Annotated in this window: 22 protein-coding genes and 1 pseudogene; 5 read left to right on the forward strand and 18 right to left on the reverse strand. The window is 51.9% G+C overall.

Annotated features, from left to right (window positions below; translation table 11 throughout):
- Positions 1 to 34 precede the first annotated feature (34 nt).
- From M6D81_RS20795 to M6D81_RS20850, 12 genes are all read right to left on the reverse strand, one after another.
- Positions 35 to 451, reverse strand: a complete 417-nt coding sequence (locus M6D81_RS20795) for a hypothetical protein (protein WP_262678949.1) — start codon at positions 449 to 451, stop codon at positions 35 to 37.
- Positions 452 to 562: 111 nt separating this feature from the next.
- Positions 563 to 2,002, reverse strand: coding sequence for a potassium/proton antiporter (locus M6D81_RS20800; protein WP_262678950.1), 1,440 nt, complete (start codon positions 2,000 to 2,002; stop codon positions 563 to 565).
- A gap of 794 nt (positions 2,003 to 2,796) precedes the next feature.
- A complete protein-coding gene (locus tag M6D81_RS20805) occupies positions 2,797 to 2,934 on the reverse strand; it encodes a hypothetical protein (protein WP_262678951.1) in 138 nt (45 codons plus the stop codon).
- A 363-nt stretch (positions 2,935 to 3,297) separates the two neighbouring features.
- Positions 3,298 to 4,377, reverse strand: a complete 1,080-nt coding sequence (leuB, locus tag M6D81_RS20810) for a 3-isopropylmalate dehydrogenase (RefSeq protein ID WP_262678952.1) — start codon at positions 4,375 to 4,377, stop codon at positions 3,298 to 3,300.
- Positions 4,378 to 4,840: 463 nt separating this feature from the next.
- Positions 4,841 to 5,800 (reverse strand): MraY family glycosyltransferase, encoded by a 960-nt coding sequence (locus M6D81_RS20815; protein ID WP_410795771.1) that lies wholly within the window; start codon positions 5,798 to 5,800, stop codon positions 4,841 to 4,843.
- A 350-nt stretch (positions 5,801 to 6,150) separates the two neighbouring features.
- Complete coding sequence (gene ilvC, locus M6D81_RS20820; RefSeq protein ID WP_262678953.1) at positions 6,151 to 7,143, reverse strand: ketol-acid reductoisomerase; 993 nt, start codon at positions 7,141 to 7,143, stop codon at positions 6,151 to 6,153.
- A gap of 143 nt (positions 7,144 to 7,286) precedes the next feature.
- Positions 7,287 to 7,775, reverse strand: a complete 489-nt coding sequence (gene ilvN, locus M6D81_RS20825) for an acetolactate synthase small subunit (RefSeq protein ID WP_262678954.1) — start codon at positions 7,773 to 7,775, stop codon at positions 7,287 to 7,289.
- Positions 7,772 to 9,517, reverse strand: a complete 1,746-nt coding sequence (ilvB, locus tag M6D81_RS20830) for a biosynthetic-type acetolactate synthase large subunit (RefSeq protein WP_262678955.1) — start codon at positions 9,515 to 9,517, stop codon at positions 7,772 to 7,774. The genes ilvN and ilvB overlap by 4 nt, the downstream gene beginning before the upstream one ends.
- Positions 9,518 to 10,302: 785 nt before the next feature.
- Positions 10,303 to 10,662: a 50S ribosomal protein L20 gene (gene rplT, locus M6D81_RS20835; protein WP_262678956.1), complete on the reverse strand. Its 360-nt coding sequence runs from the start codon at positions 10,660 to 10,662 to the stop codon at positions 10,303 to 10,305.
- A 47-nt stretch (positions 10,663 to 10,709) separates the two neighbouring features.
- Positions 10,710 to 10,910 (reverse strand): 50S ribosomal protein L35, encoded by a 201-nt coding sequence (rpmI, locus tag M6D81_RS20840; RefSeq protein WP_068682086.1) that lies wholly within the window; start codon positions 10,908 to 10,910, stop codon positions 10,710 to 10,712.
- Positions 10,911 to 10,945: 35 nt separating this feature from the next.
- Positions 10,946 to 11,494, reverse strand: coding sequence for a translation initiation factor IF-3 (gene infC, locus M6D81_RS20845; protein ID WP_262678957.1), 549 nt, complete (start codon positions 11,492 to 11,494; stop codon positions 10,946 to 10,948).
- Positions 11,495 to 11,731: 237 nt separating this feature from the next.
- The gene (locus M6D81_RS20850; protein ID WP_262678958.1) at positions 11,732 to 12,967 is read right to left on the reverse strand and encodes a glycosyltransferase family 2 protein; all 1,236 of its coding nucleotides are present in this window, start codon (positions 12,965 to 12,967) and stop codon (positions 11,732 to 11,734) included.
- 583 nt (positions 12,968 to 13,550) lie between these two features.
- On the opposite strand from M6D81_RS20850, the gene M6D81_RS20855 reads away from it, so the two are divergent.
- Positions 13,551 to 14,111 (forward strand): phosphatase PAP2 family protein, encoded by a 561-nt coding sequence (locus M6D81_RS20855; RefSeq protein ID WP_262679005.1) that lies wholly within the window; start codon positions 13,551 to 13,553, stop codon positions 14,109 to 14,111.
- Here M6D81_RS20855 and trmB read toward each other — a convergent pair.
- Both trmB and M6D81_RS20865 read right to left on the reverse strand, forming a co-directional pair.
- Positions 14,081 to 14,830, reverse strand: coding sequence for a tRNA (guanosine(46)-N7)-methyltransferase TrmB (trmB, locus tag M6D81_RS20860; RefSeq protein WP_262678959.1), 750 nt, complete (start codon positions 14,828 to 14,830; stop codon positions 14,081 to 14,083). The genes M6D81_RS20855 and trmB overlap by 31 nt on opposite strands.
- A 378-nt stretch (positions 14,831 to 15,208) precedes the next feature.
- Positions 15,209 to 15,415, reverse strand: coding sequence for a hypothetical protein (locus tag M6D81_RS20865; RefSeq protein WP_262678960.1), 207 nt, complete (start codon positions 15,413 to 15,415; stop codon positions 15,209 to 15,211).
- A 230-nt stretch (positions 15,416 to 15,645) separates the two neighbouring features.
- Between M6D81_RS20865 and mnmL the strand changes: the two genes are divergently transcribed.
- The 4 genes and pseudogenes from mnmL (at position 15,646) to M6D81_RS20885 (ending at position 18,714) form a co-directional block, all read left to right on the forward strand.
- On the forward strand, positions 15,646 to 16,614 hold the full coding sequence (mnmL, locus tag M6D81_RS20870) for a tRNA modification radical SAM protein MnmL/YtqA (protein WP_262678961.1): 969 nt from the start codon (positions 15,646 to 15,648) through the stop codon (positions 16,612 to 16,614).
- A gap of 1 nt (position 16,615) precedes the next feature.
- Positions 16,616 to 17,209 carry a tRNA 5-(aminomethyl)-2-thiouridylate-methyltransferase MnmM gene (mnmM, locus tag M6D81_RS20875; RefSeq protein ID WP_262678962.1) on the forward strand — a complete coding sequence of 198 codons (594 nt, stop codon included), beginning with the start codon at positions 16,616 to 16,618 and terminating at the stop codon, positions 17,207 to 17,209.
- 140 nt (positions 17,210 to 17,349) lie between these two features.
- A pseudogene (locus tag M6D81_RS20880) lies at positions 17,350 to 17,709 on the forward strand (VOC family protein); the annotation flags it as partial.
- A 36-nt stretch (positions 17,710 to 17,745) separates the two neighbouring features.
- Positions 17,746 to 18,714, forward strand: a complete 969-nt coding sequence (locus M6D81_RS20885; RefSeq protein ID WP_410795772.1) for a type I phosphomannose isomerase catalytic subunit — start codon at positions 17,746 to 17,748, stop codon at positions 18,712 to 18,714.
- Between the two features lie 769 nt (positions 18,715 to 19,483).
- On the opposite strand, the gene M6D81_RS20890 is transcribed toward M6D81_RS20885, so the two are convergent.
- From M6D81_RS20890 to M6D81_RS20905, 4 genes are all read right to left on the reverse strand, one after another.
- Positions 19,484 to 21,289: a B12-binding domain-containing radical SAM protein gene (locus M6D81_RS20890; RefSeq protein ID WP_262679008.1), complete on the reverse strand. Its 1,806-nt coding sequence runs from the start codon at positions 21,287 to 21,289 to the stop codon at positions 19,484 to 19,486.
- Positions 21,290 to 21,394: 105 nt separating this feature from the next.
- On the reverse strand, positions 21,395 to 22,942 hold the full coding sequence (locus M6D81_RS20895; protein WP_262678963.1) for a trypsin-like peptidase domain-containing protein: 1,548 nt from the start codon (positions 22,940 to 22,942) through the stop codon (positions 21,395 to 21,397).
- A 92-nt stretch (positions 22,943 to 23,034) separates the two neighbouring features.
- Entirely contained in the window at positions 23,035 to 24,606 is a 1,572-nt protein-coding gene (locus M6D81_RS20900) for a glycosyltransferase family 39 protein (RefSeq protein ID WP_262678964.1), read from the reverse strand.
- 104 nt (positions 24,607 to 24,710) lie between these two features.
- Positions 24,711 to 25,286 (reverse strand): GNAT family N-acetyltransferase, encoded by a 576-nt coding sequence (locus M6D81_RS20905; protein WP_262678966.1) that lies wholly within the window; start codon positions 25,284 to 25,286, stop codon positions 24,711 to 24,713.
- Positions 25,287 to 25,678 lie beyond the last annotated feature (392 nt).

Raw genomic sequence — 25,678 nt, forward strand, 5'->3', positions numbered from 1 at the left:
AAAGCCCCCGTACACGGAGGCAAGTAACGTCAAGCTAAACGGATGATCGCCGCTGCATTAGCTTATTGCGTCTGCTGTTCAATACTTGAAGCCGCTTCTTCAGAATCAGCTGCCATTCCTTGTCTCCAAGCTGCTTGGCAAAGCTGAGCAAATCAAGAGCCATATCAATCTGATTAAGAACAACCTCCAGCGGCTCCTCCTGCTCATGATTCACGCAGTTCTCCAGCAATTCCGCTTCGTGGTGCTCCACGTAATCCGCGAAGTCTACCTCAGAAGCTCCATCTCCATGAGCATATTCAGCCAGTATATCATATTCCTGCTGTGCAAGGTAATGAATATCTATTCCGTGGCATACCGGACAGAACAGAATAGGTACGTTATGGATATGCGTGCGATAATGCTTCAGGGTGCCCCTTGTTCCAATCATGCTGGCGCCGCAGCAAAAGCTCATTCACGATACCTCCCTGCCAATGATGAAGTAGGTCGTTATCTATTGTTACGGCAACGTTGCCGCTTAAATGAATATCTATTCGCTGCAGTGATCTATTTTTCCTGCTACCGCCTACGATTTGAGCTGCTGCTTGATCTGTTCCCGGCTGCTCTTCGGAAGCAAGACATACAGAACGTCGCCCGGCTCAATAACCGTCTGCCCTCGCGGAGTAATAATCTTGTCCTGCCGTACAATGGCTGTAATTAGCGCATCCTCGGGCAGATCCGTATGCTGAATTTCCTTGCCGACCACTGGCGACTGCTCCTCGACATCGATCTCGATAATTTCCGAATTCGTCTTCCCGATGGAGACCAGCTCCAGCGTATGGGGAGCTACTGCCTTCTGCTTCCCCAGCAAGCCAAGCTTGCCTGCGACGAAGGAGACGGTAGAGCCTTGGACGAGCGCCGAAGTCAGGACGACGAAGAACACGACGTTGAATATGAGCTGGCTGTTCTCCAGTCCTGCAATCAGCGGATAGGTCGCCAATACGATCGGAACGGCTCCGCGCAGTCCCGCCCATGAGATGAACGTCATCTCCTTTATATTATACTTTAAGAAAAACATGCTGATAAATACGCCAATAGGTCTAGCGACGAACATCAACAGGATCGAAAGTCCTAGTCCTTGCCATACGATCGACACAAGCTGATCCGGAAAAACAAGCAGACCGAGCAATATAAACATGGATATCTGCATCATCCAGGCGAAGCCTTCATTGAAGCGGAAGATGGAATGACGGTAGGTCAAGTCCGAATTGCCGACCAAGACGGCCATGACATAGACGGCCAGCAATCCGCTTCCATTCAGCATCGCCGTTCCGCTGTACGTCAATATGGCCAGCGCCATGGACAGCACGGGGTATAGCCCCGAGGAGTCCAGATTGATTTTATTAATAATCCAGACGGATGCCTTGCCCAGCAGTACACCCATCAGAAGACCCAGGCCCATCTGCCACAGGAAGCCCAGTATTAAGCTGATGAAGCTGGTGTCGGGATACTGGATAAGCTCGATCAGCGATATCGTCAGGAAGATCGCCATGGGATCGTTGGTGCCCGACTCCGCTTCCAGCGTAGCCGTCAGCTTCGTCTTGATATTCTTGGTACCCAGCACTGCGAAGATCGCAGCGGCGTCCGTAGAGCCGACAATCGCTCCGAACAGCAGGCCTTCCAGCCACGTCAAATCCAGAATAATCTTGGCCAACACGCCAATGATGCCGGCCGTAATCAATACGCCTACCGTCGCCAATATGGTGGATGGTACGATAACCGGCTTCACATTTTTCCACTTGGTCTGCAGTCCGCCTTCGAACAGGATGACAATAAGAGCCAATATGCCGAACAATTGCGTCAAGTACGCATCGTCATAATAGATGAATCTGCTGAGCAGCAGGCCTACCGCGATGAAGAAGACAAGGGAGGGTACCCCTAATCGAGCGGAGAACTTGGTCATCATGACACCTACGATGAGCAGTATGGAGAGAAGAAGTATGGAGCTGTCTACAGTAAATGTCAAACGCGTTCCCCCTTATTCCAGAAAAATAGCTATCTCTATTATATGAAATTAGAGGGCCTATATCCAATTTATTTCGTGAGAAAACCCGTATCTCCGCCGCTCCAGCGTTGGTCACATACACTACATCTACTCAACCCCGCATCTCCGCCGCTCCAGTGTCGGTCACATACACTACATCTACTCAACCCCGTATCTCCGCCGCTCCAGTGTCGGTCACATACACTACATCTACTCAAACCCGTATTTCCGCCGCTCCAGTGTCGGTCACATACACTACATCTACTCAAACCCGTATCTCCGCCGCTCCAGTGTCGGTCACATACACTACATCTACTCAAACCCGCATCTCCGCCGCTCCAGTGTCGGTCACATACACTACATCTACTCAAACCCGCATCTCCACCGCTCCAGTGTCGGTCACATACACTACATCTACTCAAACCCGCATCTCCGCCGCTCCAGTGTTGGTTACATACACTACATCTACTCAAACCCGCATTCTCCACCGCTCCAGTGTCGGTCACATACACTACATCCACTAAAACCCGCATCTCCGCAGCTCCAGTGTCGGTCACATACACTACATCTACTCAACCCCGCATCTCCGCAGCTCCAGTGTCGGTCACATACACTACATCTACTCAACCCCGTATCTCCGCAGCTCCAGTGTCGGTCACATACACTACATCTACTAAAACCCGCATCTCCGCAGCTCCAGTGTCGGTCACATACACTACATCTACTCAAACCCGCATCTCCGCCGCTCCAGTGTCGGTCACATACACTCCATCTACTCAACCCCGTATCTCCGCAGCTCCAGTGTTGGTCACATACACTACATCTACTAAACCCCGCATCTCCGCCGCTCCAGTGTCGGTCACATACACTACATCCACTAAAACCCGCATCTCCGCAGCTCCAGTGTTGGTCACATACACCAACTCCGTCCCGCACACCCCTTTTCGGCGCTCAAGTGCAGGACTTTCATAGATGAATGACAGCGTTCAAAGGTTTTTTTATATCCAGTAATTTTTATGCGTTTTCGAACATCTCGAAATGTAAAGGGCTTTCATACTAAAAAAAGCATGCCCTTCGCCACTTGGGGAAGGACATGCTTCTGATAATGTAATAAGTTCAAACTTATGTTTGCCAGCCCGACTATCAGCCGCGCTAGTAACGATTATCCGATTCTGTAGTTCGTGGTTCTGCAGTTCATGGTTCTGTAGCTCGCAGTTCTGTAGTTCGCAGTTCCGTAGCTCGCAGTTCTGTAGTTCGCAGTTCGGAGGTTCGCCAGCTTACTTCTTCATCGCAGCTACGATCAGATCGCCCATCATAGTCGTGCCGATCGCCTTGCTCTTGTCTGTGGCGATGTCGCCTGTGCGGTGTCCCGCATCCAGTACTTCCTTCACCGCGTCTTCAATAGCTTGCGCCGCATCGTGATAGCCGAATGTCAGGCGGAACATGAGCGCTACGGACAGAATCGTCGCGATCGGATTGGAGATGCCTTGGCCGGCAATGTCAGGAGCCGAGCCGTGTACCGGCTCGTACAGGCCAAAGCTGCCTTCGCCGAGCGATGCGGATGACAGCATGCCGATAGAGCCAGTAAGCATAGCCGCTTCGTCACTCAGAATGTCGCCGAACATGTTCTCCGTCACGATGACGTCGAAGCTGGACGGACGACGCAGCAACTGCATCGCGCAATTGTCGACCAGCACGTGCTCCAGCTCCACCTCCGGATATTCCTCCGCAATTCGGATTACGACTTCCCTCCACAGACGGGAAGTTTCCAGCACATTCGCCTTGTCAACGGAAGCGAGGCGCTTGCCGCGCGTCATGGCAATATCGAACGCCTGGCGAACGATGCGCTCCACCTCAGTAACATTATATACGCAAGTGTCTACAGCCTCTTGACCGTTCTCTCCCTCGCGGCGGAACTTCTCGCCGAAGTAGATGCCGCCTGTCAGCTCGCGGACGACGATCAGATCCGTACCTTCCAACACTTCAGGCTTCAGCGTCGACGCTTCCTTCAAGCAGTCGAATACGTTCGCAGGACGAATGTTGGAGAACAGCCCCAGCGCCTTGCGGATACCGAGCAGACCTGTCTCCGGACGAAGCTCCTTCGAATTGTTGTCCCACTTCGGACCACCTACCGCTCCGAGCAATACCGCATCCGCGCCTTGGCACAGCTCCAGCGTCTCCTGCGGCAGCGGCGTACCTTTCTCATCGATCGCGATTCCGCCGAACAAGCCTTGCTCCGTCTCGAATTGGTAGCCGAACAGCTCCTCGGTTTTTTTCAATACCTTCAATGCTTCCCCTACCACTTCGGGACCGATGCCGTCTCCGCCCAATACCGCAATTTTCTTCACGTCTGCCATGTATCTATACACTCCTCTTTGTCATTCTCACTCTATTATCATTTGTACCACAAATGCTAGAAGAAGACAAAGATATAAAATCTATTAGCTTTATAGCTGCTGACTATAAAGCTACTTTCGTAGAACTTTTGCCAATGACATTTTCGTTTGATATCCGGGATACAGATCAATCGCTGATCGTTCAGCATATCTACTTTATTCCATAATAATGGTCGAATCCAACTATTTCGTTAATTTGCAACATTAATTGCGAATACAGAGAATGAGAAAACCTCTATCGAGGCCTCTCGAAGATGAGCGACCGCGTTTAAAGGTAGGTTTTATCGCCAAATAGAATTTTTTTCCGGTAAGCCGGAAATTTATAAATTCAATTGTGGTAAGAAAACCGCCCTCAGCGCCTTCGCCACCATCGGTAAGCTTACAGATGGTCTGGAGATAGAGCATACCGGGGCGGCAAGAAATGCTAGATTTGTACAAGCAATAGAATGATTGAAGACAATCCGAAGCAGGTGCTGACGAGACATAAAACCATCAAAGCTTGCTTATGGTTGAGCCCCGCGCGCAGCAGCCGGTAATGCACCTGACTGGCGTCAGCCTGGTAGATCGCTTTGCCTTGCATAAATCGCTTAATCACCACAAAGATGTTGTCGAAGATCGGCACGCCAAGCGCCAAAATCGGGATGAACAGCGACAATATCGTCGCTTGCTTAAACGCGCCGTCCAGCGCGATTACCGCCAGCAGGAAACCTAGGAAGGTTGCGCCCGCATCCCCCATAAATACCTTGGCCGGAGGCTTGTTGAAGCGCAGGTAGGCAAGCGTTACGCCGACCAGAATAATCGCCATTATCGCAGAGTTGGATTGTCCCATAGCCAGCGCTACGATAAACAGCGTCATGCCGGAAATTGCCGACAAGCCGCCTGCCAGCCCGTCCAGACCGTCTGAGAAGTTAATGACCGTTGTGACGCCGAAAATCCATAATATCGTCAGCACAAATTGCAATAATTCCGGAAACACCACATACTCTCCCGAGAACGGGTTAACGAACCCTGTAAACACATTGCCTGACAAATAGACGAGCACCGCTGCGGACACTTGCACGATCAGCTTCGGCAGCGCGGGAAAATCCTTGCCTTTTGTTTTGTACCAATCGTCAACGGTTCCGATCGTAAGCAGCAGGATGCCGCCCAGGAACAGCGCACCCGTCTCCCAGTTGAACTCTCTGGCGGTGGCTAGATAAGCCACAAAAAAACCAATAAAAATCGCGTAGCTGGCCGTAAGCGGAATCGGCTCCCGGTGCAGCTTACGCTCCTCGTTCTTGCGTGGCTTGTCCACAAAATCAAGCTTAAAGCCCAGCCGGCTGAAAGGCGGAATTAACGCGTATACAATTAAAAACGACAATGCCAATGCTAGAATGTATAAAATACGAATTCACCACCACAAAATAATAGAATTGTTGCGTTCAACACATTAAACGTGCCGGATCGACATTAGGTTGCTGAATCCCCTCTAAAATCTATGAATTATTATACAACCGCTCCGTTCTATTGTCGACTTTTGGCAGCGTTAAATGAAGAGTGTGGTGGATTAATATTTACTCATTCTCTTCAAAAATGGATCGGAGCTCTCCAACGGAATAACATGGATGCTTCGGAGATCCATTGACGGGTCTTCCATATACGCTATTGCGGTAAATAAAAAAGCGCCTTGCCCAGTCTGAAGCTCTTCAGTCCGGGCAAGGCGCTCTATGTTGCTATTATTGCTATTAGCTTCTATTACTTCTTGATCCAGTGCATCAGCTCGCGCAACTGCTTGCCTGTCTGCTCCAGTTGATGCTCGGACTCGTTGCGGCGTGTCGCCGTCAGCATTGCGCGGCCGGATTGGTTCTCCAGAATGAAATCGCGCGCGAAGCGGCCAGCTTGAATATCCTCAAGCACACGCTTCATTTCTTTCTTTGTCTCTTCCGTTACGATGCGAGGACCTGTTACATAGTCGCCGTACTCCGCAGTGTTGGAGATGGAGTCGCGCATGCCAGCCAACCCGCCTTCGTACATCAGGTCAACGATCAGTTTCAGCTCATGAAGACATTCGAAGTAAGCCATCTCAGGCGCATAACCCGCTTCAACCAGCGTCTCGAAGCCGGCTTTCACGAGTGCGGAAGCGCCGCCACACAGAACTGCCTGCTCGCCGAACAGGTCCGTCTCTGTCTCTTCCTTGAAGGATGTCTCGATTACGCCTGCACGAGTACAGCCGATGCCCTTCGCATACGCCAGGCCAATCTCCTTCGCCTTGCCTGTTGCGTCCTGATGAATGGCGATCAGGCCGGGAACGCCGAAGCCCTCTTGATAAGTACGGCGAACCATGTGGCCAGGCGACTTCGGAGCAACCAGGAATACGTCCTTGTCCGCGCTAGGCACGATTTGACCGAAGTGCACGTTGAAGCCGTGGGAGAACATAATCGCTGCGCCATGCTTCAGGTTCGGCTCGATTTCTTCCTTATATACTTGCGCCTGCGTTTCATCTGGAAGCAGGATTTGAACGATGTCCGCCACTTTCGTTGCTTCCGCAACAGTCAGTACCTCGAAGCCGTCTTTTTTGGCAACTTCAGCGGATTTGCCCGGACGAAGGCCGATGACAACTTTCAGACCGCTGTCGCGAAGATTTTGCGCTTGTGCATGGCCTTGGCTGCCATAACCGATAACTGCAATCGTCTTGCCTTGTAGTGCGCCGAAATCGGCGTCTTTTTCATAATACAATGTCACTGCCATGATTATAATTGCCTCCTTTAATTTAACCCTTTTGAACGGGTGCTGAAGGGGAGAAGCGACTGAAGCAAGCCGCTTCTCCGCTCGAACACCCGCTCAAAATCGGGGTGTGTCCTGTCAGCCTGTCAGTACTGCCATTACTGCGATTACTGCTTCACGCTGCCGCGATTGAGCGCGGTAACGCCAGTGCGCGACAGCTCCCGAATGCCGTATGGCTTCAGCAGCTCCGCCATGGCATCGATCTTCTCCGTATCGCCGACGACTTGCACCATCAGCGTGTTGGAGCCGATATCCACGACGGAAGCGCGGAACGTCTCCACTACGCCGAGAATCTCAGGGCGCATCGCGGGCTCCGCATGCACCTTGATCAACGCAAGCTCCCTGCCAACCATCGCATTGGAACTCAGATCGATAACTTTAATGACATCTATCAGCTTGTACAATTGCTTCGTAATCTGCTCCAGCGTATGATCATCGCCGGTTGTGACGATGACCATACGGGACAGACCCTTCTCTTCGCTTGCCCCTACCGTAATACTCTCGATATTGAAGCCGCGGCGTCCGAACAGACCGGCTACCCGCTGCAGAACGCCTGGCTGATCGTTGACAATAACTGCGATCGTATGCTTCTTCATTCTGCATCCCCCATGATCATTTGATCGATGGTGCTGCCTTGGGCGACCATCGGATATACATTCTCGTCCCGGCGAACGACGAACTCTACAACGGCTGGTCCGGGATGATTCATCGCTTCCTCCCATGCCGTGCGCGCCTCTTCCTTGTTCGCAGCGCGGAAGCCGCGTACGCCGTAGGCTTCAGCCAGCTTAACGAAGTCGGGGCTGCCGGCCAGATCGATATGGCTGAAGCGGTTCTCATGAATGAGCTCCTGCCACTGACGAACCATACCCAGCACCTGGTTGTTCAGAATGACTACCTTCACCGGAATATTATTAATCGCACATATCGCCAGCTCCTGCGCGCACATCTGCATGCCGCCGTCGCCGTTGATGGAGACGACCAGACGATCCGGGTTCGCCATCTGGGCGCCGATCGCGGAAGGGAATCCGAAGCCCATCGTGCCTAAGCCGCCCGATGTTACCCATGAACGCGGCTGATTGAACGGATAATACTGCGCGGCCCACATCTGATGCTGGCCTACGTCCGTCGTCACGATTGCATCGCCGTTCGTCGTCTCATGGATCATCTCTACAACCCATTGCGGCTTGAGCTCATGCTCGGAGTCCTTGTAGCTGAACGGATACTGCTTCTTCGATGCGGCCAGCTGAGCACGCCACTCGTCCGCCCCTTCCGCTCTTTCAGCCAACTTGTTCGCAGCCTGCAATACCGTCTTCACATCGCCCACGATCGGAATATCCGTCGGCACATTCTTGCCGATCTCTGCGGGATCGATATCGATATGCACGATCTTCGCAAGCGGAGCGAAGCCGGACAGCTTGCCGGTCACCCGATCGTCGAAGCGTGCGCCAATATTGATCAGCAGATCCGCCTGCTGCAGAGAATTGTTGGCTGTGTAGGTTCCGTGCATGCCCGGCATACCCAGCCACAGCTCGTTGCCGCTCGGGAAGCCGCCGAGTCCCAGCAGCGTCGTCGTAATTGGAATTTGCGTCTTGGTGACGAATTCCAACAGTTCCTCGTGCGCGCCGGAATATACGACTCCTCCGCCGGCCAGAATGATCGGCCGCTTCGCTTCGCCGATGGCCTTGATCATCTTCTCCACCTGCAGCTTGTTAGGCGCTACAGTAGGATTATAGCCGCGGATGCTTACTTCCGACACAGGCTTGAACAGCGTCTTCGCAGCCGAGACATCCTTCGGAATGTCGATCAATACGGGACCCTTCCGGCCTGTATTCGCAATATGAAAGGCTTCGTGGATCACACGCGGCAAATCTTCGACATTGCGAACCAGATAGCTGTGCTTCGTAATCGGCATTGTAATGCCGGTAATATCCGCTTCCTGGAATGCGTCCGTACCGATCAACGTGGACATGACATTGCCCGTAATGACGACGAGCGGTACGGAATCCATATAAGCGGTCGCGATGCCCGTCACCAGATTGGTCGCTCCCGGTCCCGAAGTGGCAATACATACGCCTACCTTGCCGCTTGCGCGCGCATAACCGTCGGCCGCATGTATGGCTCCTTGCTCATGCCGGGTGAGCAAGTGATTGAAATCCGGATTATCGTGCATCGCATCATATATATATAACACCGCGCCGCCAGGATATCCGAATACGCAATCCACACCTTCCAGTAACAAACTGCGCAGCAAAATTTCCGAACCGGAAATCACTTCAGGCTTTGAGAATTTCTCCATCCATTCTTCTTTCGACTTCATTGTCGCACTTTGCGGTGCCATTTTGTCGTCCTCCTCTCTAGAAAAGCAAAAAACCTTTCGTCCTGCAGCCCTCCAATTGGAAAGCTGACAGGGACGAAAGGTATATCTTCCGTGGTACCACCCAAATTCGTTATCGCCCTTGCGGGGACAACCTCTACTGGTTGAACGCTGTGCACATATCGACGTTCTACCATGGCACTGTAACGCTTGCCCTGCGATTCTCCCTAATAAGTCAGATGGCCTTTCAGGAGAATAGCTCCGAGGTGAGCTCGTTGAAAAGGGATTTTGGCGGCGGTTGCAGCTATTCCGTCGCTCTCTGAGCAAAAGAGCCCTTAACACTTCGTCCTCATCACTGCTGATAAGAGTATGTTCTGAAATACTTTCACTTATTATATGCCAGTCAGAACCGTTCGTCAAGAACCATAATTCCGAATTTGCTGACATATTGGCATATTGGATTCCTTTGCTCACGCCACCTGACGCTTATAGCTTAGTATGCGCCATAATGTTTTCTTTTACAAGTGCGATTACAGCCATGCATGGGTCGTGACGGACCGCAAGTGTGTGGCTGTAAGCATCATATGATAAAACCTCTATCGAGGCCTTTCGAAGATGAGCGACCTATAGTTTGCAAAGCAAACTCGCTTCGGAAGCATGAGGTGGATTTTTCGCCAAATAGAATTTTTATCCAGCAAGCCGGAAATTTATAAATTCTATTGTGGTAAAAAAAGCTCTTCTTCCCCGCTTGATCCGACTAACGTCGACTAACGGGACAAGAAGAGCTTATCTTAATGACGGACGAACGACTAAGCGTTCAGCTTTTGCTTTGCAACGCCGGCCAGCGAGTTGAACGAAGAGATGTCGTTCACAGCCAGGTCAGCCAGCATTTTGCGGTTCACTTCTACGCCTGCAAGCTTCAAGCCATGCATGAACTTGCTGTAGGACAGGCCGTTCATGCGAGCAGCCGCATTGATACGAACGATCCACAGTCTGCGAATGTCGCGCTTCTTGTTACGACGGTCGCGGTATGCGTACATCAGGGATTTATATACTTGCTCCTTAGCCGTCTTGAACAGACGGTGTTTGGAACCGAAATAGCCTTTAGCCAGCTTCAAAATTCTTTTGCGACGACGTGTGCGGACAAAGCCGCCTTTAACTCTTGCCATGGAAAGAAACCTCCTGTAGGTGTGATAAGTTTATCTTTTTTGAACCATTATTTCAGGTTGGAAAGGCCTTGCTGCAGACGGCGAACATCGCCAGCTGCCATAAGCGGTTGACCAGCAAGCACACGCTTCTGGCGACCGGATTTATGCGAGAGCAAGTGGTTGCGGTAAGCCTTGTAGCGCTTTACCTTGCCTGTACCCGTAATTTTAAAGCGATCCTTCAGACTGCTATGTGTTTTCATCTTTGGCATGTCAGTTATCCTCCTTAAATGTTGTGCTCCAGCGGTTAGCTGTTGTTTTTTGGTGCGAGAATCATAATCATGCTGCGGCCTTCCAACTTGGGATGGCGCTCAATGCTGCACAATTCCTCAACCTCTTTCGAAAGGCGGTCAAGAATTCTCTTGCCAATATCCGCATGGGTAATTTCCCGGCCGCGGAAACGGACGGAAGCCTTCACCTTGTCGCCTTCCTTCAGAAATTTCACGACATTGCGGTACTTGACCTGATAATCGTGCTCCTCGATGTTGGCACGGAACCAAACTTCCTTCACATCGACGATCTTCTGATTTTTGCGCGCTTCCTTCTCTTTCTTCTGCTGCTCGTAGCGGAACTTGCCGTAGTCCATAATTCGGCATACCGGCGGCTTGGCCGTCGGGGCCACGTTCACCAAGTCCAGATTAGCGTCTGCAGCCATCTGCAATGCCTCACGAGTCGACTTAATACCGATTTGCTCTCCGTTCGCCCCTACAAGGCGCACTTCTCTGCTTCGAATATCGGTATTGATTTGATGTTCTCTGCTAATAATTCGCCACCTCCATATTGGAATCCAGTTCATTGTATACCCACAAAAAAATGCGAGTTCGTGGAGAACCCGCATCTCATAACCGTTCAATGATTCAGCAGCCTCGTCCCGTGTAACGGAACTGGAGCTCTGCTATTTCATTAACGCGAACCAGCCAGCTATGCCGGAAGGTGAGAAGCGGGCGCTTCTGCTTGTGCGTAATGCCATAGATCAACAATACCAACATACTATATCATAGCCCAAGGTTTGATGTCAACCACCGGCATCCATTTATTTGCTCTGAACTTCTTCAATGCGTACAACCCGCGTATGCTGCGTATGGCTCCATGTCTTGTTATTCTGCGTGAAGAACGCATAGAACGTAATGGGCCACCAGGATATGAGGAACAAAGGCAGCGTGAACAGATGAGCGAACATCTTCCAGCTTCTCACCTTCTCCAGCATCATCGCGGCAGGGAACTGCAATACGGTTGCCACAATTGCAACGACCAGCAGCCACCACGGCAAGTAGCTATACATGGAATGAATCACATCCGCCGCAGGCAGCGCCATATCGATCCATAACGCCGCTGTCAGCACGAAGCCCATCAGCGTCACATAGACGGAAATCGTATAGATCGCAGCGTCGAATTTGACAAGATTGCGTTCTTTAATGCTTGCCCACAGCAGCGGGAAGAAATAATTGCGCGCCACGTTGAAGTGCCCTTGCATCCAACGCAAACGCTGTCTCGCAGACGCCTGGAACGTTACCGGCTTCTCGTCGTACACTTTCGCATCGTAATTCAGTGTCGGATAGACACCGCGCTTCACGCAGCGCATCGAGAACTCCAGGTCCTCTACCAGACTCGTTGCGCCCCAGCCCATCTCCCTCAGCAAGCCGGACTCGAAGCACATGCCCGTACCGCCAAGAAAGTTGCTCATCCCCAGATTCGTTCTGGATAGCTGCCACAGCCGATTGCAATACCAGTAAGTAATGGCATAAGCCGCCGTAACCCATGAATCGCCCGGATTTTTCGTATCCAGATAACCTTGGATCACTTTATGTCCCTCGCACAGATCGTCGTTCATCAACTGCAGGAAATCACGATTGACCAGATTGTCGGCATCGAACATGACCACCGCATCATACTGGCGCGGCATAGCCCACAATTCTTTCAGCATCCATTCAATCGCATAACCTTTGCCCTTCTGATGGTAGTTGTTGCGGACGCAAGCGTGTACGCCCATGCCTCTGGCGATATCCGCCGTACCGTCGGAGCAATTGTCGCAGATGACGAAGATATCATACAACTCTTCCGGATAATCCAGTTGTTTTAAATTCTCGATTAGCGCCCCTACAACCTTCTCTTCATTGTGTGCGGCCACCAGCACGGCGAACGACTTAGTCGGAGCGTGCCGCTTCCGGCTCTTGTTCTTCATGAATCCGAACATGGACAGCGAGAACTGGTACACTGCGATTAGAGCAAGCAAAACCTGAAGCACAATAAACGCAACACTAATAAACATACGGTACTGCCCCCTTTTTCAAAAACCCCATTGTTTGTCTTTCCCCCGCTTCTGCCCCTGCTTTGGAGGCGGCGGTTTTTTTGGTTTGCAGGCTTTATATTTTTTTCTCGCCTGCTATGCGTACTGATTTTCCTCCCAATCGGCTCCTTTGTCAAAACTGGAAAAATGCATTTTAGGGCCGCCTCGGAACAGAAAAACGCTTGCATGCCTATATAAAAAGCTGTTCTTCTCCATTTTCTTCGACTCATTCTTATTCTCTACTATTTGCTCTGTTTTTAGCACTAAATACCTCATTTTTTTACCATTCATTAATAATAATTCATTTATGAAGCCGCTGGCATCGAATGAAGTCGATTGCGCCTTGATTTCACATGGCGATACATGTCGAGATGAGGCGCTTGGAACGGCGCGCCAATTGGCGCGGACACCTTGCCAGCCAATCCGTTGAACGCACCTAGGAAATTTAGATGAGGGAAAATGCATGTCGTTAACGCTGCGAGAATATTTACATGTTACAATAAAGAGGCAAATTGCGAGGGAAATGAAGCAGTTCTATAAGGAAGGATGACCTCATGTGGAGAGAATGCTGGGATGGTTGAGAAACAACGAGCAGAGGATGCTCATTTGGGCGAACAGGCGGCACGGGGGAGATCGCATGCTGTACCGGTTCATAGACAGATGGTTAAGCACAATTACCCATATGGGCGGCGCTACATTCACACTGCTCTCTGCACTGCTGTGCGGGCTGCTCGCGGCAGGGCCCTGGAGCGCAGGCGGCTGGAAGAGTCTCGCGGCCGTCGTCATCAGCCACATCCCGGTTGCCATCGTCAAGCGCAAATTCAAGAGACTGCGCCCATACCAGGCCATGACCGGCGTGAATACGACGCCGAAGCCGCTCCAAGACTCCTCGTTCCCTTCGGGACATACAACCGCCATATTCGCCTGGCTTACGCCGTTCTTGCTGGCGAGCGGCATGTGGATAGCGGTCATCGCGCCTGCTGCGCTAGTCGTAGGAGTGTCTGTAGGATGGTCAAGGATGTATCTCGGCCTTCATTATCCGTCAGATGTCGCTGCAGGCGCCGTGCTGGGAACGGCAACCGCGTTCGCCGTTCATTATTGCTGGTCTTCGCTTGCCTTACTATAATCATCTTCGCTGCGCTGCGAGTCGTCCTTTGCTTCACGATGGCGGCGCAGCGCTTCTTCGCCAATCACCGCTTCAACACGATATATATTTTGCCCCTTCTCCATGAACTTCGTCTCATATTCCGTGAAGACCAAGTCCTCGCGCGGGCCGTCCCTGTGTAGATCAAGCGAAATATTCCGCATAATAAGCTCCATATCGGCAAAGCTGTTCAATGAAAATTCGAACAAGGAGAGCGAGTCCGTCTTGAAATGGATTTCGCCTTTCTCATTCAATATCTCCCTGTACTTCTCCACGAAGCGCGGGTGCGTCAATCTTCTTCTGGCATGCTTGCCCTTGGGCCATGGATCGCTGAAGTTCAGATGAATGCGCTCAATCTCGTGATGCTCGAACATCGTATCGATATGTTCTATGTTCGCCCGCAGCAACGCCAGATTTCCGGGGCTGTCCACACCGCTCTCCGCCCAGGCGTCTCTCGCCTTCTCGCTGGCCCGCCGAAGCAACTCGTCATACATGTCCACGCCAATAAAATTAATATGCGGGTTGCGCACGCTCATCTGGGTAATAAACCGCCCTTTGCCCATGCCCAGCTCCACATAGATCGGATTGTCGTTGCCGAAAAACGTCTTCCATTTGCCCTTGTGCGGAGTCGCATCCAGCACGACAAGCTCCGGTTGACTCTCCAGACTTTCCCGTATCCCTTTTCTACCTCTCAAACGCATAGCTCGTTAGCTCCTTCGAATTCCTTGGTTGTTTGCTCAATGGTTTATTATAACGAATCCGTCCCAGAGTTGCATCAATTCCTGCACATGAGAAAACACCTCTATCGTAGCCTTTCAAAGATGAGCGACCTAAAAGTTTGCAAAGCAAACTCGTTTCGGAAGCCTGAGGCGGGTTTTATCGTCCATAAGAATTTTGGATTTCGAGTAGCTCGAATATTTATAACGCTTATATGGTAACCCCCCTCAAAATCGGTTCCGCTTCGAAGCTTAATCAGGTACTTTGCGGAGACCCCGGAACTTATAAAATTTCTAAACATGTAAAAAAGCCGCTGCCTCAAGGAAGGCATCACGGCTTAATCATTATTCGATCCCTGTATACTAGCTGAGCATTTCGTATGAGATTGGACCGTCATTGGTCCGATCCTGCTCCCAAGTATGCTCCAGCGCATGGTTCAGCTTCTTGCGTGCGGAAATCTTCACTTCATGATTATCATGAAACTTTATACCCGATAGCACCAACAATTCCTTCACTGTAAGCTCTACTGTAACTTTCTCATCGCCATGCGGAATTTTTGTCAAATTCATTTTGCATCACCTCATCGATTTATTATATTAGCTTGCCCATCAAATCGACTATTCATGTGTGCGGTTACATTTTGGCTATGTCAGGTTTTTTTATTGGTTTGTCGCAATTTTAATATAACATATCATGTTAGGTTAAGCAAGCCTAATCCTTGAACAAATTTTAGCGACATAGCAATTCCACATTAAATCCGATACAATGAGGGATGAATGTTTTGAAAGAAGGGAAATGGATGGTTCAGCAACTTACGCCGCCATCGCAGCCAATGCTATGGGGGGACAAGCGATTTCATACTTGGAACTATGAGATGAGGCAGCAATTCGGCGGCAAAGTGTTCAAGGTCATGCTGGATGCCGGCTTCACCTGCCCCAATCGTGACGGCTCCATCGCGACGGGCGGCTGCACATTCTGCAGCGCCAGAGGCTCGGGTGACTTCGCCGGGAGAAGACGGGACGATCTGATTACGCAGTTCAATACGATCCGGGACCGTCAGCACAAGAAATGGCCCGATGCGCGTTATATCGGCTATTTCCAGGCCTATACGAATACGTATGCCCCGGTGGATACGCTAAGAGAATATTTCGAAGTGATCCTGCAGCAACCCGGCGTTGTCGGTCTGTCGATCGCTACGCGGCCGGATTGCTTGCCAGAGGACGTGCTGGATTACTTGACCGAGCTGAACGAGCGAACTTATCTATGGCTGGAGATGGGGCTGCAGACGGTTCATGAGTCCACCTCGACGCTCATTAATCGAGCACATGATACGGCTTGTTATGAGGAGGCAGTACGCAGACTTCGCGAGCGGAATATCCGCATATGCACCCATATCATCTACGGACTGCCCGGAGAGTCTCACGAGATGATGCTGGATACGGGCCGTGCGGTTGCACGTATGGATGTGCAGGGCATCAAGCTCCATCTGCTTCACCTCATGCGCAAGACGCCGATGGTCAAGCAATACGAAGCGGGGCTGCTACGATTCCTTGAGCAGGATGAGTACACGAAGCTAGTTGTAGACACGCTGGAGCTGCTCCCTCCCGAGATGGTCGTACATCGGGTTACGGGCGACGCCCCCCGCGAGTTGCTGATCGGGCCGATGTGGAGCCAGCGAAAGTGGGATGTGCTCAACGGCATCGACGCCGAGCTGCGACGCCGCGATACTTGGCAAGGGAAGTGGTGGCGTACGGAGGGGGACGGCTAATATGGGGTTCTTATCTATTCTTAGTCTGGCTCACAAGTGGATCGCTGAACGTGTTCATCCTGGTGACACCGTCATCGACGCCACGGCCGGCGGAGGCGTAGACACCCTCGAGCTGGCGAAGCTGGTCGGGCGGCGCGGCTGCGTCTACGCGTTTGATATTCAGCAGGAAGCACTGGATCGTACATCGGGTCGTCTGAAGCCGCTTGGCACGGAAGGCGCAGCGCCGAGACTGGTGCTGCTGCTGCAAGATCACGCCGCTATGGCCGAGGTCGTAGAGGAGGCTCATCGCGGAGAGATTGCCGCAGTCATGTTCAATCTGGGCTACCTGCCCGGTAGCGATGAGTCCGTCATAACGGAGCCAGGCTCCACGCTCGCGGCGCTTCAAGCCGCACTCTCGCTGCTGCGTCCCGGAGGAATCGTCACTTGCGCGCTCTATCCCGGACATCCTGGCGGAGACTCCGAGGCGGCAATCGTAGAGGAGTGGGCGTCGAAGCTGCCTCAGCGGGAAGCACAAGTCGTGCAGTACCGGCAATTGCAGCGTCCGCATGCCCCTTACTTGATTGCGATAGAGCGTTCGCGCTCCCAAGGAAGCTGATGAGCTCAACGGACTCTTTTCCCTACTCGGGATAATCAGGGTGGATCGACCTTAAGGGCTTTATTGGGCTGATCGTCAGATGCAGCAGCACTTTTCCCCAACATGGCTATCTTTTTATTACAGAGAGGAGAACGACAACGATGGCAGTCAAAAAAATTGAGCATTTGGGCATTATGGTGAAGGACATCGAGAAATCAATTGCATTTTACACCAAAGTGCTTGGCATGGAGCACAAGCATACGATGCTGCATACGAACGGCGTTATCAAGCTGGCCTTCTTGACCTTCCCGGGGCACGAAGAGACGGAACTGGAATTGATTGAAGGCTACAACGACAGCCTCCCAGCAGAAGGAAAAGTGCATCATGCCGCGTTCGCGGTAGACGATCTGGATGCCGAGCTGAAGCGTGTTAGGGAGCTGGGCGTGGAGCTGAAAGACGAGGAGATCACACGGCTGCCGGACGGCTCCCGCTACTTCTTCATCTATGGACCGGACGGCGAGCTGCTGGAGCTGTTCCAGAAGAGCAGCGCGGACAGCATCAAGCCATACCCGCTGCAGTTCAAGCCGGAGATGAAGGAACGCGTATGGGGCGGACGCGCACTGGAGAGCTTCGGACTGGAGCTTCCCGAAGGCGCGATCGGGGAAGGCTGGATGATCGGCGATCATCCGAACGGAACGACGAAGGTGACGAACGGTCCACTTGCCGGGATCGGCCTTGACCAGATTCGCAATCAGTTCGGCAAGGCGTGGTTCGGCAAGAACGGCTTCTCGGAGACGAACGGCCGGTTCCCGCTGTTGATCAAGCTGTTGGATTGCAATGACGATCTGTCCGTGCAGGTGCATCCAACGGACAACTACGCAGGATTGCCCAAGGGTGAGCTTGGCAAAACCGAGATGTGGTACATCTTGTCTGCGAAGCCGGGTGCTAAAATCATCTATGGCTTGAAGGAAGGCGTTGACCGCGCAGGCATGGAAGCGGCGATCAAGGAAGGACGAATTATGGAGACGCTGCAAGAAGTGCCGGTGGAAGCGGGCGATGCGTTCTACATTCCAGCCGGAACTGTACATGCCTTGTGCTCCGGTGTAGTGGTCGCCGAGATTCAGCAAAACTCCGACACGACTTACCGTTTGCATGACTACGACCGCCCAGGCCTTGACGGCAAGCTGCGGGAGCTTCACATCGAAGATTCACTGAACGTCATCGCTTACGAGGGAGCGGGCGCAACACGGATGAAAACCGACGGCATTGGCGCAGGCGAGTGGCTTACGATTGCCTCTTCCCCTTACTTCCTGGTGGAGAAAGGGATCGTCGACGGCACTTCGACGCTGGCTGCGACCGAAGACAGCTTCGTCATTCTCGTCATCGCCGACGGAGAAGGCACGATGCAGTGGGACGGCGGCGAGCAAGCTGTGAAAGCGGGCGAGTGCTTCCTGCTTCCGGCTACGCTGGGGGGCTGCAGACTGACGGGCAGCCTGACCGTACTGCGCAGCGTTGTGCCTCAGTAATGCACAGCTTCGTGACGCGGTAACGCGGCTTCGTGACGCGGTAACGCGCAGCTTCGTGACGCGGTAACGCGGCTTCGTGATGCGGTAACGCGTAACTCCATTGCATTGTAATGTGCAGCTTCGTTTCGCAGTTTAAGCTGTGGTGTGACTCGGCTTGCACTGCAGGTTGTATTATGCAATAGCATGCTGCGACGTTTGTACCAGCTTGCGTACAGTACAGGAGTAAATATAGGTTGGTTGAAAGGCGCCGCAAGGTGTCTTTCTTTACGGGGGAACCCTCCTTGTTCCCCCCAATCCCTCCTCTATCCACTATCCTGCGTTCCTCACAACTCTTGCTTCCCCTTACCTCATGCCCGCAAAGAGATTACTTGACGCCACAATTCAATTTGACACACTTCTCCGTCAGCAATCTCCACTCACCAGCCACGTTTGTACGAAATTTCACACAAATCCGACCGCTCCCTCCACTCACAAGCCACAGTTGTACGAAATTTCACACAAATCCGACCGCTCCCTCCCCCCACAAGCCACGTTTGTACGAAATTTCACACAAATTCGACCGTTCCCTCCCCCCACAAGCCACGTTTGTACGAAATTTCACACAAATCCGACCGCCCCCTCCACTCACAAGCTATGTTTGTACGAAATATCGTACAAAAACACCCAAACAAGAACATCCTTACCGACAATCGACTGAACTCAAACCCAAATACATGAAAGAGCGCCATAACCGGATCAAACCGGCTACGACGCCCTCTCCATCACTTCACTAAACGTTCGCTCCCAGAGCGGAGCCATCCAAGGTCAGCATATATGGCCGAGGCTTCGGCTTACTGCTGCCGCCCTCCGGCATGTAGAGCATAATGAGCAGCGTATGCCGCTCTCTGCGAATGTCCCCGTTATGCAGGAACAGAGCAAGGTCGAACGGCAGCTTTTCGATTACGGCGTGCTTGTGCAGCTCCCGTTCCTGCAAGCCCAATTCGGCGAAGCCGCCAGTCACCTGCTCCGGACTCTCCAGAATGCGGCGCATCCAGCCCGACCATTCCGCCTTGTCCATCGTGAACTCCCACCACATTTTGCGAGGCTTGAAGTTATGATTCAGGAAGTAATCGTATTTCATCAGCCCCTGCACGACATCGTGCTCGATATCCAGATGGGAAGAATCCGGCGCATTCAAATACTGCCACAGTCTGAAGAACAGATCCTCCAGCTGATGGCCAATCTTCTCCCATCCCCGGCTCTCCCAGTAATCCCCATACATCTGAAAGAAGTCGAACGGAGATGGAAATACCCGGTCGACCAGGTATAGCAGCGCATGATCCATCCGGTGCGCATTCCAATACTTCTCCAACACATCCTCCACCCGCTTGATCCGTACGATATCGCCGAACGGCATCAAGTCATTGCCGAGCATCTCGTACGGCGCCCGATCCATGTATACATAACCCCACTTCTCAGCATTCAGCCGCAGTCCCGTTCCACGAAGCATCTTAAGGAAGCCGAGCTGCAGCTCCTCCGGCCGAAGTGCGAATACGTCGTTGAAGGTGCCGCGGAATGTATCGTAATTCTCCAGCGGAAGCCCTGCGATCAAGTCAAGATGCTGATCGATCTTGCCGGAATCTCTTACTTTCGTTACGGTACGCACCAGCTTGGACCAATTCTGACGCCGCTGAACGGCCAGATTGGTCGGATCGTTCGTCGACTGCACCCCGATCTCGAATCGGAATATGCCCGGCGGCGCATGCTCCGCCAAGTAATCCAGCACCTCCGGCCGCATAATATCCGCAGTAATCTCGAATTGGAAGACGCATCCGCTATGGTTCTCGATGAGGAAGCGGAACATCTCCAGCGCGTAATCCCGCTTAATATTGAAGGTACGGTCAACGAACTTGATCAGCTTCGCACCATTCTCGATCAAGTACAGAATATCTGCCTTCGTCCGATCCATATCGAAGTAGCGGACGCCGACCTCGATGCTGGACAAGCAGAACTGGCAGCTGAAGGGACAGCCTCTGCTCGTCTCGAAGTAGACTACCCGGCTGCCCAGATGCGGCAGATCCTCTTGGAATCGGTGCGGCGACGGCAGCTCGGCCAGATTCAGCTTCGGGCGCGGCGGATTGACAATAATTTGCTGGCCATTCTCCGTCTCCTTCCGGTAGGCGATGCCGAATACCATGTGGAATTTATTCGTTCCTTCAATCTCCGTGAGCAGATGGTGGAACGTCTCTTCCCCTTCGCCGACGACGATGAAGTCGACTTCCTGCAGCCGCTCCATCCAATACTCCGTATCGTAGCTCACCTCGGGTCCGCCGAGCACGATGCGCAGCTCCGGCATAATTTTACGCAGCATATTGATCACAGTGATCGTCTCTTCTATATTCCAAATGTAGCAGGAGAAGCCTACGACATCCGGCTTCCGCGAGTACAGGTCCGACACGATGTTCATCGCGGGGTCTTTAATCGTATATTCTGCAATATCGATGTCGAATTGCTCGCCGCTGTATGCTTTCAGGCAACGCAGCGCGAGCGAAGTATGAATAAATTTGGCATTAAGCGTAGACAGTACAACTTTCATCATCTATATCCTCTCTGAATGGGGCTGCCTTCTATTGTAGCGGACTTCGGACAAGAAAAGAAGAGCCCCGCCGCCATAACACCTGGCTGCAAGAGCTCTCTTCAATTAGAACCTTGTCTCCATATACATCTGATCCATCAGTTGCATATCGATAATATCGTATTGTACGCGCCACTTGCCATCGCCCTTCGGCTTCACTTCATCCGCCGCAAGCCCGCGCGGCTTGAACGGATAATCGCGCTGGAACTGTACACGGACCTGAATCTTGTCATCCGGCAGCATGCGATGCAATTCGTGTCCTAGCTGGACAGCCCACATTCTCCATTCATCGGCAGTCGAGACGCCATAATAGATGTAGAATCTAGGGTCCATCTGCGCGGTAATGACAAGCCAGCCCTCATGGTCCTTCTCTGCCTTCCACTTCGTAAGCTCCGTCTCGCCTCCCGATGTCATCACCGTGCCGAATTCCGCTTCCAGCAGATCCTCGATCTCCTTCATGGATACACCGACAAGCGAATCCGGAAGGCTCGGAGGCAAGAAAGCTGCATTCTCGATCTCTTCCTCTGTTACACTGTCCATCAGATCTGCCGCATGATAGGCGGAGACGGCAAAATTCAGATCCGCCGACGTCTCCATGACAGCAAAGCTGTTAATGCCGATGAGTTGGCCGTAGGCATTGAACAGCGCACCGCCAGAACTGCCGCTGTCAATCGGTGCATTCATCTGAATGTAACGAACTCCGAATTCATAGGTAATGTTGCTGATGATGCCTTCCGACACCGTATTCTGCACGCCAAGCGGGCTGCCGATCGCTACGACAGGATCGCCTTTGCTGGCGTAATAATCGTCGCTGATCTCTACAATTGTCACATCCAACGGCTCTTCCGTCCGAATGATGGCCAGATCGGAATACTCAGACCAGGTGACGACGCCTTTCACTTCAACATCGTCGTAATAAATGGTATGTACGTTAGCGGATGTGGCATCCTCGATGACATGATAGTTGGTCAGCACAAGATCTTCCCCGATCACAATTCCGCTTCCCAGCCCATTATTCGTCGTAATCATAACTACGCTCTCATCATATCGGTCGACGATATCCGTAGGGGTCAGTTGCTCCAGCGGAGGCAGTTCCTCTAGCTCTTCCAGCCACTGCTCGTACTCTTCGTCACTGACATAATCCCATGTCTCGACTTCGACCGCATGCTGCTCAGCATTCCACTCAACGGTTGCATCCAGCGTCTCTGCCAGGAACCGAATCGGAACGTAGGCAACGTCGTGCTGCAAGGCCGCTTCCACTCCCATGCTTACCGTTTTGCCGTTCACTAGCGCATCCTTGCTGCCGATCTCCAGCGAGATGGTCGTGTAATCGGATCTGATGATGATAATACCCGACTTGGCTTCGGCAATGACTGTTGCTTCAAGCGCTTCCGCCAGTTCCTGCAATGGAGCCATCGTTACGCCGTTCACTTTGTATATTGGCGTATTCAATGGCATATTTTCACCGTTTAAAATAAGTCCAATCGCCTTTTCCTGCTGAACAGCGGGAGTTGCTGCCGCATGGACGGCGGAAGCCCCGTTCCCGACGGGAGCCAGTATAAGACCGGCGGCAAGAGCGGGAACCACAATCGCTTTATACCATTTTTTGTTCACGTATGTTCCTCCTAATTACCCCTAGTAAATATATTCTTTACATTATATCGGCAATATCTATCGAATATGTACCTTCTCTATGAATCTATCGCCTATTGCTTGCTAATGACCGTAAAATGCTTGAAACGTCTAACCGCATAACCTTCCGGGGCCTGCTGCAAGGCATCGGAATTGTATAAAATATAGGCAGCATCCTCGTTCGGACGAAGCTCGGGAACTTGCTCGAACGCATATCGTCCGAATGACTCCACATGCCGAAAAGGGGCGTCCTCATGCATGTAGTTCACCGTAGCCAAAAAATCATGCGGATTGATCCGCTCATAAAACAACACAAATATGTAGGGCATGTTCACCTTATTGGTGACATATATCTTTCCTTCCGTCGCTTGACTGGCATACCGAATCGAGTCTCCGAGAGATTCATAGAACATTGGACTGATTCTATCAGGGAATTCCTTGAAGTAGTTCACACTGAACGCCGCGAAAAAAAGGCAAAATGCCGCGATCGCTACGTAAGCCGCCCGCTTCACGTTCTTCCACGTCCAAAAAAGCCCGCTCGCCGCAAGCAAGACGGTCGGATAGAAAATAATATTGATTCTATTAATGTTCGTATCCGTTACCAGTGTCATCAGCAAGGCGGATAGAAACATCAATAAAATGAGAGCTGCAGCCACATTCTTCTCCTTCAAGGCCAGCTTGCCTGTGTATCCGATGCCGATCGCAATAAATGGCAGCGATATCGGATACAAATAACCGAATGCCGGAATGGCGTTCCAGAGCAAGCCGTCATGCCCCGTCACGTAAATATCCAGAAACTGCTGCAAGTGCTCTCCCGCCCTGTGAACAGCATCACTCCCAAATAGAGACGAAACCTGTTCAACCCTTGGCACCGTAAGCCGCGGGATCGTCATCAGACCGAGGTCGATGGCGGCTTGACCGCCCCGGTTAATCCATAGAAATAATAGAATAGGCAGCGTCAGAAACAGGATCGCTCCGCATTGCGCCAGAAGCACACAAAATTTCACCGTTCGAGTCACGCCAAGATAAATCGCGCCACCCAATAAAAATACCGGCACAACAAAATAGGAGGTGCCATAAGCGTACATGGACAGAGAGATGAGAACGCTGAAGCCAATCCACCAGCCTGCTCCGCCCTGCTTCAAAGCCTGCAGCAGGCATACGATGGCAAGAAGAACAAGCGTCGGAAACAGATTGGACTCAAGCGCCCACCTGGACATCATAATATGCCAGGGACAGATAACAATCAGGAAAATGCCTATGATAGCACCTTTCCCTCCACCCAAGGTCTCCTTCGCCAGCCAATACACCGCCCACATGCCCAGCAATCCGAAGATTAGGCTGACGGCTCGAATAGATCCTTCATGCAGGCCAAAGAGATAAATAAAGGGCATGGAGAAGTAGGCGTACAGGGCGTTCTGTCCGCTCCCCCACGCGATAAGATGCATCGGCAGAAAGCTGCCGTTCCGGTCAATGCCGTAATGAAGCAGCGCGTATGTATCGTACCCAATTGAAGCTTCATCCTGATTCAGCCCCGGAGGAACGTTGCCCCATGCGAATACCCTGACGAGCACCCCTGCAGCAAATAGTGCAGCCAGTAGCGGGTTGGCTCGCAGCCATTGCCAGCAGCCGGTCAACTGCCTCAACTCTCTTAACCCCTCCCTTGTAGGACAATTACAAACAATGCTATCTTCCATCTTACCCCAATGTCCCTATATATTCCATAGAAACTTAAATAATCGTCTGAGGCTTAAGCCTCAGACGATTCAAATAGCTTTATCATGCGGATGTAGCGGCTGCCGCTCACGGTCAGCTCACCGTCATCCTTGTAGCCAGACCGTTGATAAAGCGAGTATGCCGCCGTATTGTCAGGCTCTACAATAAGTGATAATCTGCTGCAGCGCTTCTGCTCGCCCAGCCCTTCGAAGGCGGCAATTAAGCGCTTCGCAATTCCTTGTCCTCTGAAGCGTTCATCGACAGCTACAGCATCCAGGTAGTAGTCGCCCGGCTGGCATTCCATCGTCAGCTTGCCCCCTGCGCCTGGGCCGTATATGCTCTCCAGCCGTTCACGGAATTGCTGGTCCAGCTCATCGGCATCGTCGCCTCGGTAGCTGATAAGCATGCCTGCGATACGTCCGTCTCTGCGATCGACAATAATATTGCGATAGCTTATGCGATTATGCTCGTTTGCGTAGTCGCTCGCCAGCACCTCCCATGTCAGCTCATCGTCTTCCGTTCCCGACAGGGTGTATGCAATGGTACCGATCGCCGACAATATAAGCGGCAATACTTCATTTACGTCTTGTTGCTTCGCTGCTTCAATCATGTTGTCCCTACTTTCTGCATGATGCTGAATGCCTTCCTCCAATAACATAGCTCATCCGGAGAGCAGTCTCAAGTTCTCGACTCCTCATTGCGTAACTTCATTGTAAAACGCCTGACGGCGTCCTTCACACTTATTCCCGAATTCCAACTGAGGTTAGGTTACAGCTCACTATTCGCAAACTTTCCTGCCTCCAACCGAGGTCACATCGCCTGCAACCCGCCATTCGCCCACTTTCCTGCCTCTAATCGAGGTCACATTGCCTATAAACACCGTAATAACGGTATCATCCTACCATATTCCTCCAGCAGCTTAACTTTATGCTTGTCTACAAAGCTATCCCATTGTTTATGTTCATCGAAGAAGATACAATTCAGAATGTCCGTCTCTATATG

The organism is Paenibacillus sp. J5C2022, from assembly GCF_025567625.1.
GTDB lineage: Bacteria > Bacillota > Bacilli > Paenibacillales > Paenibacillaceae > Pristimantibacillus.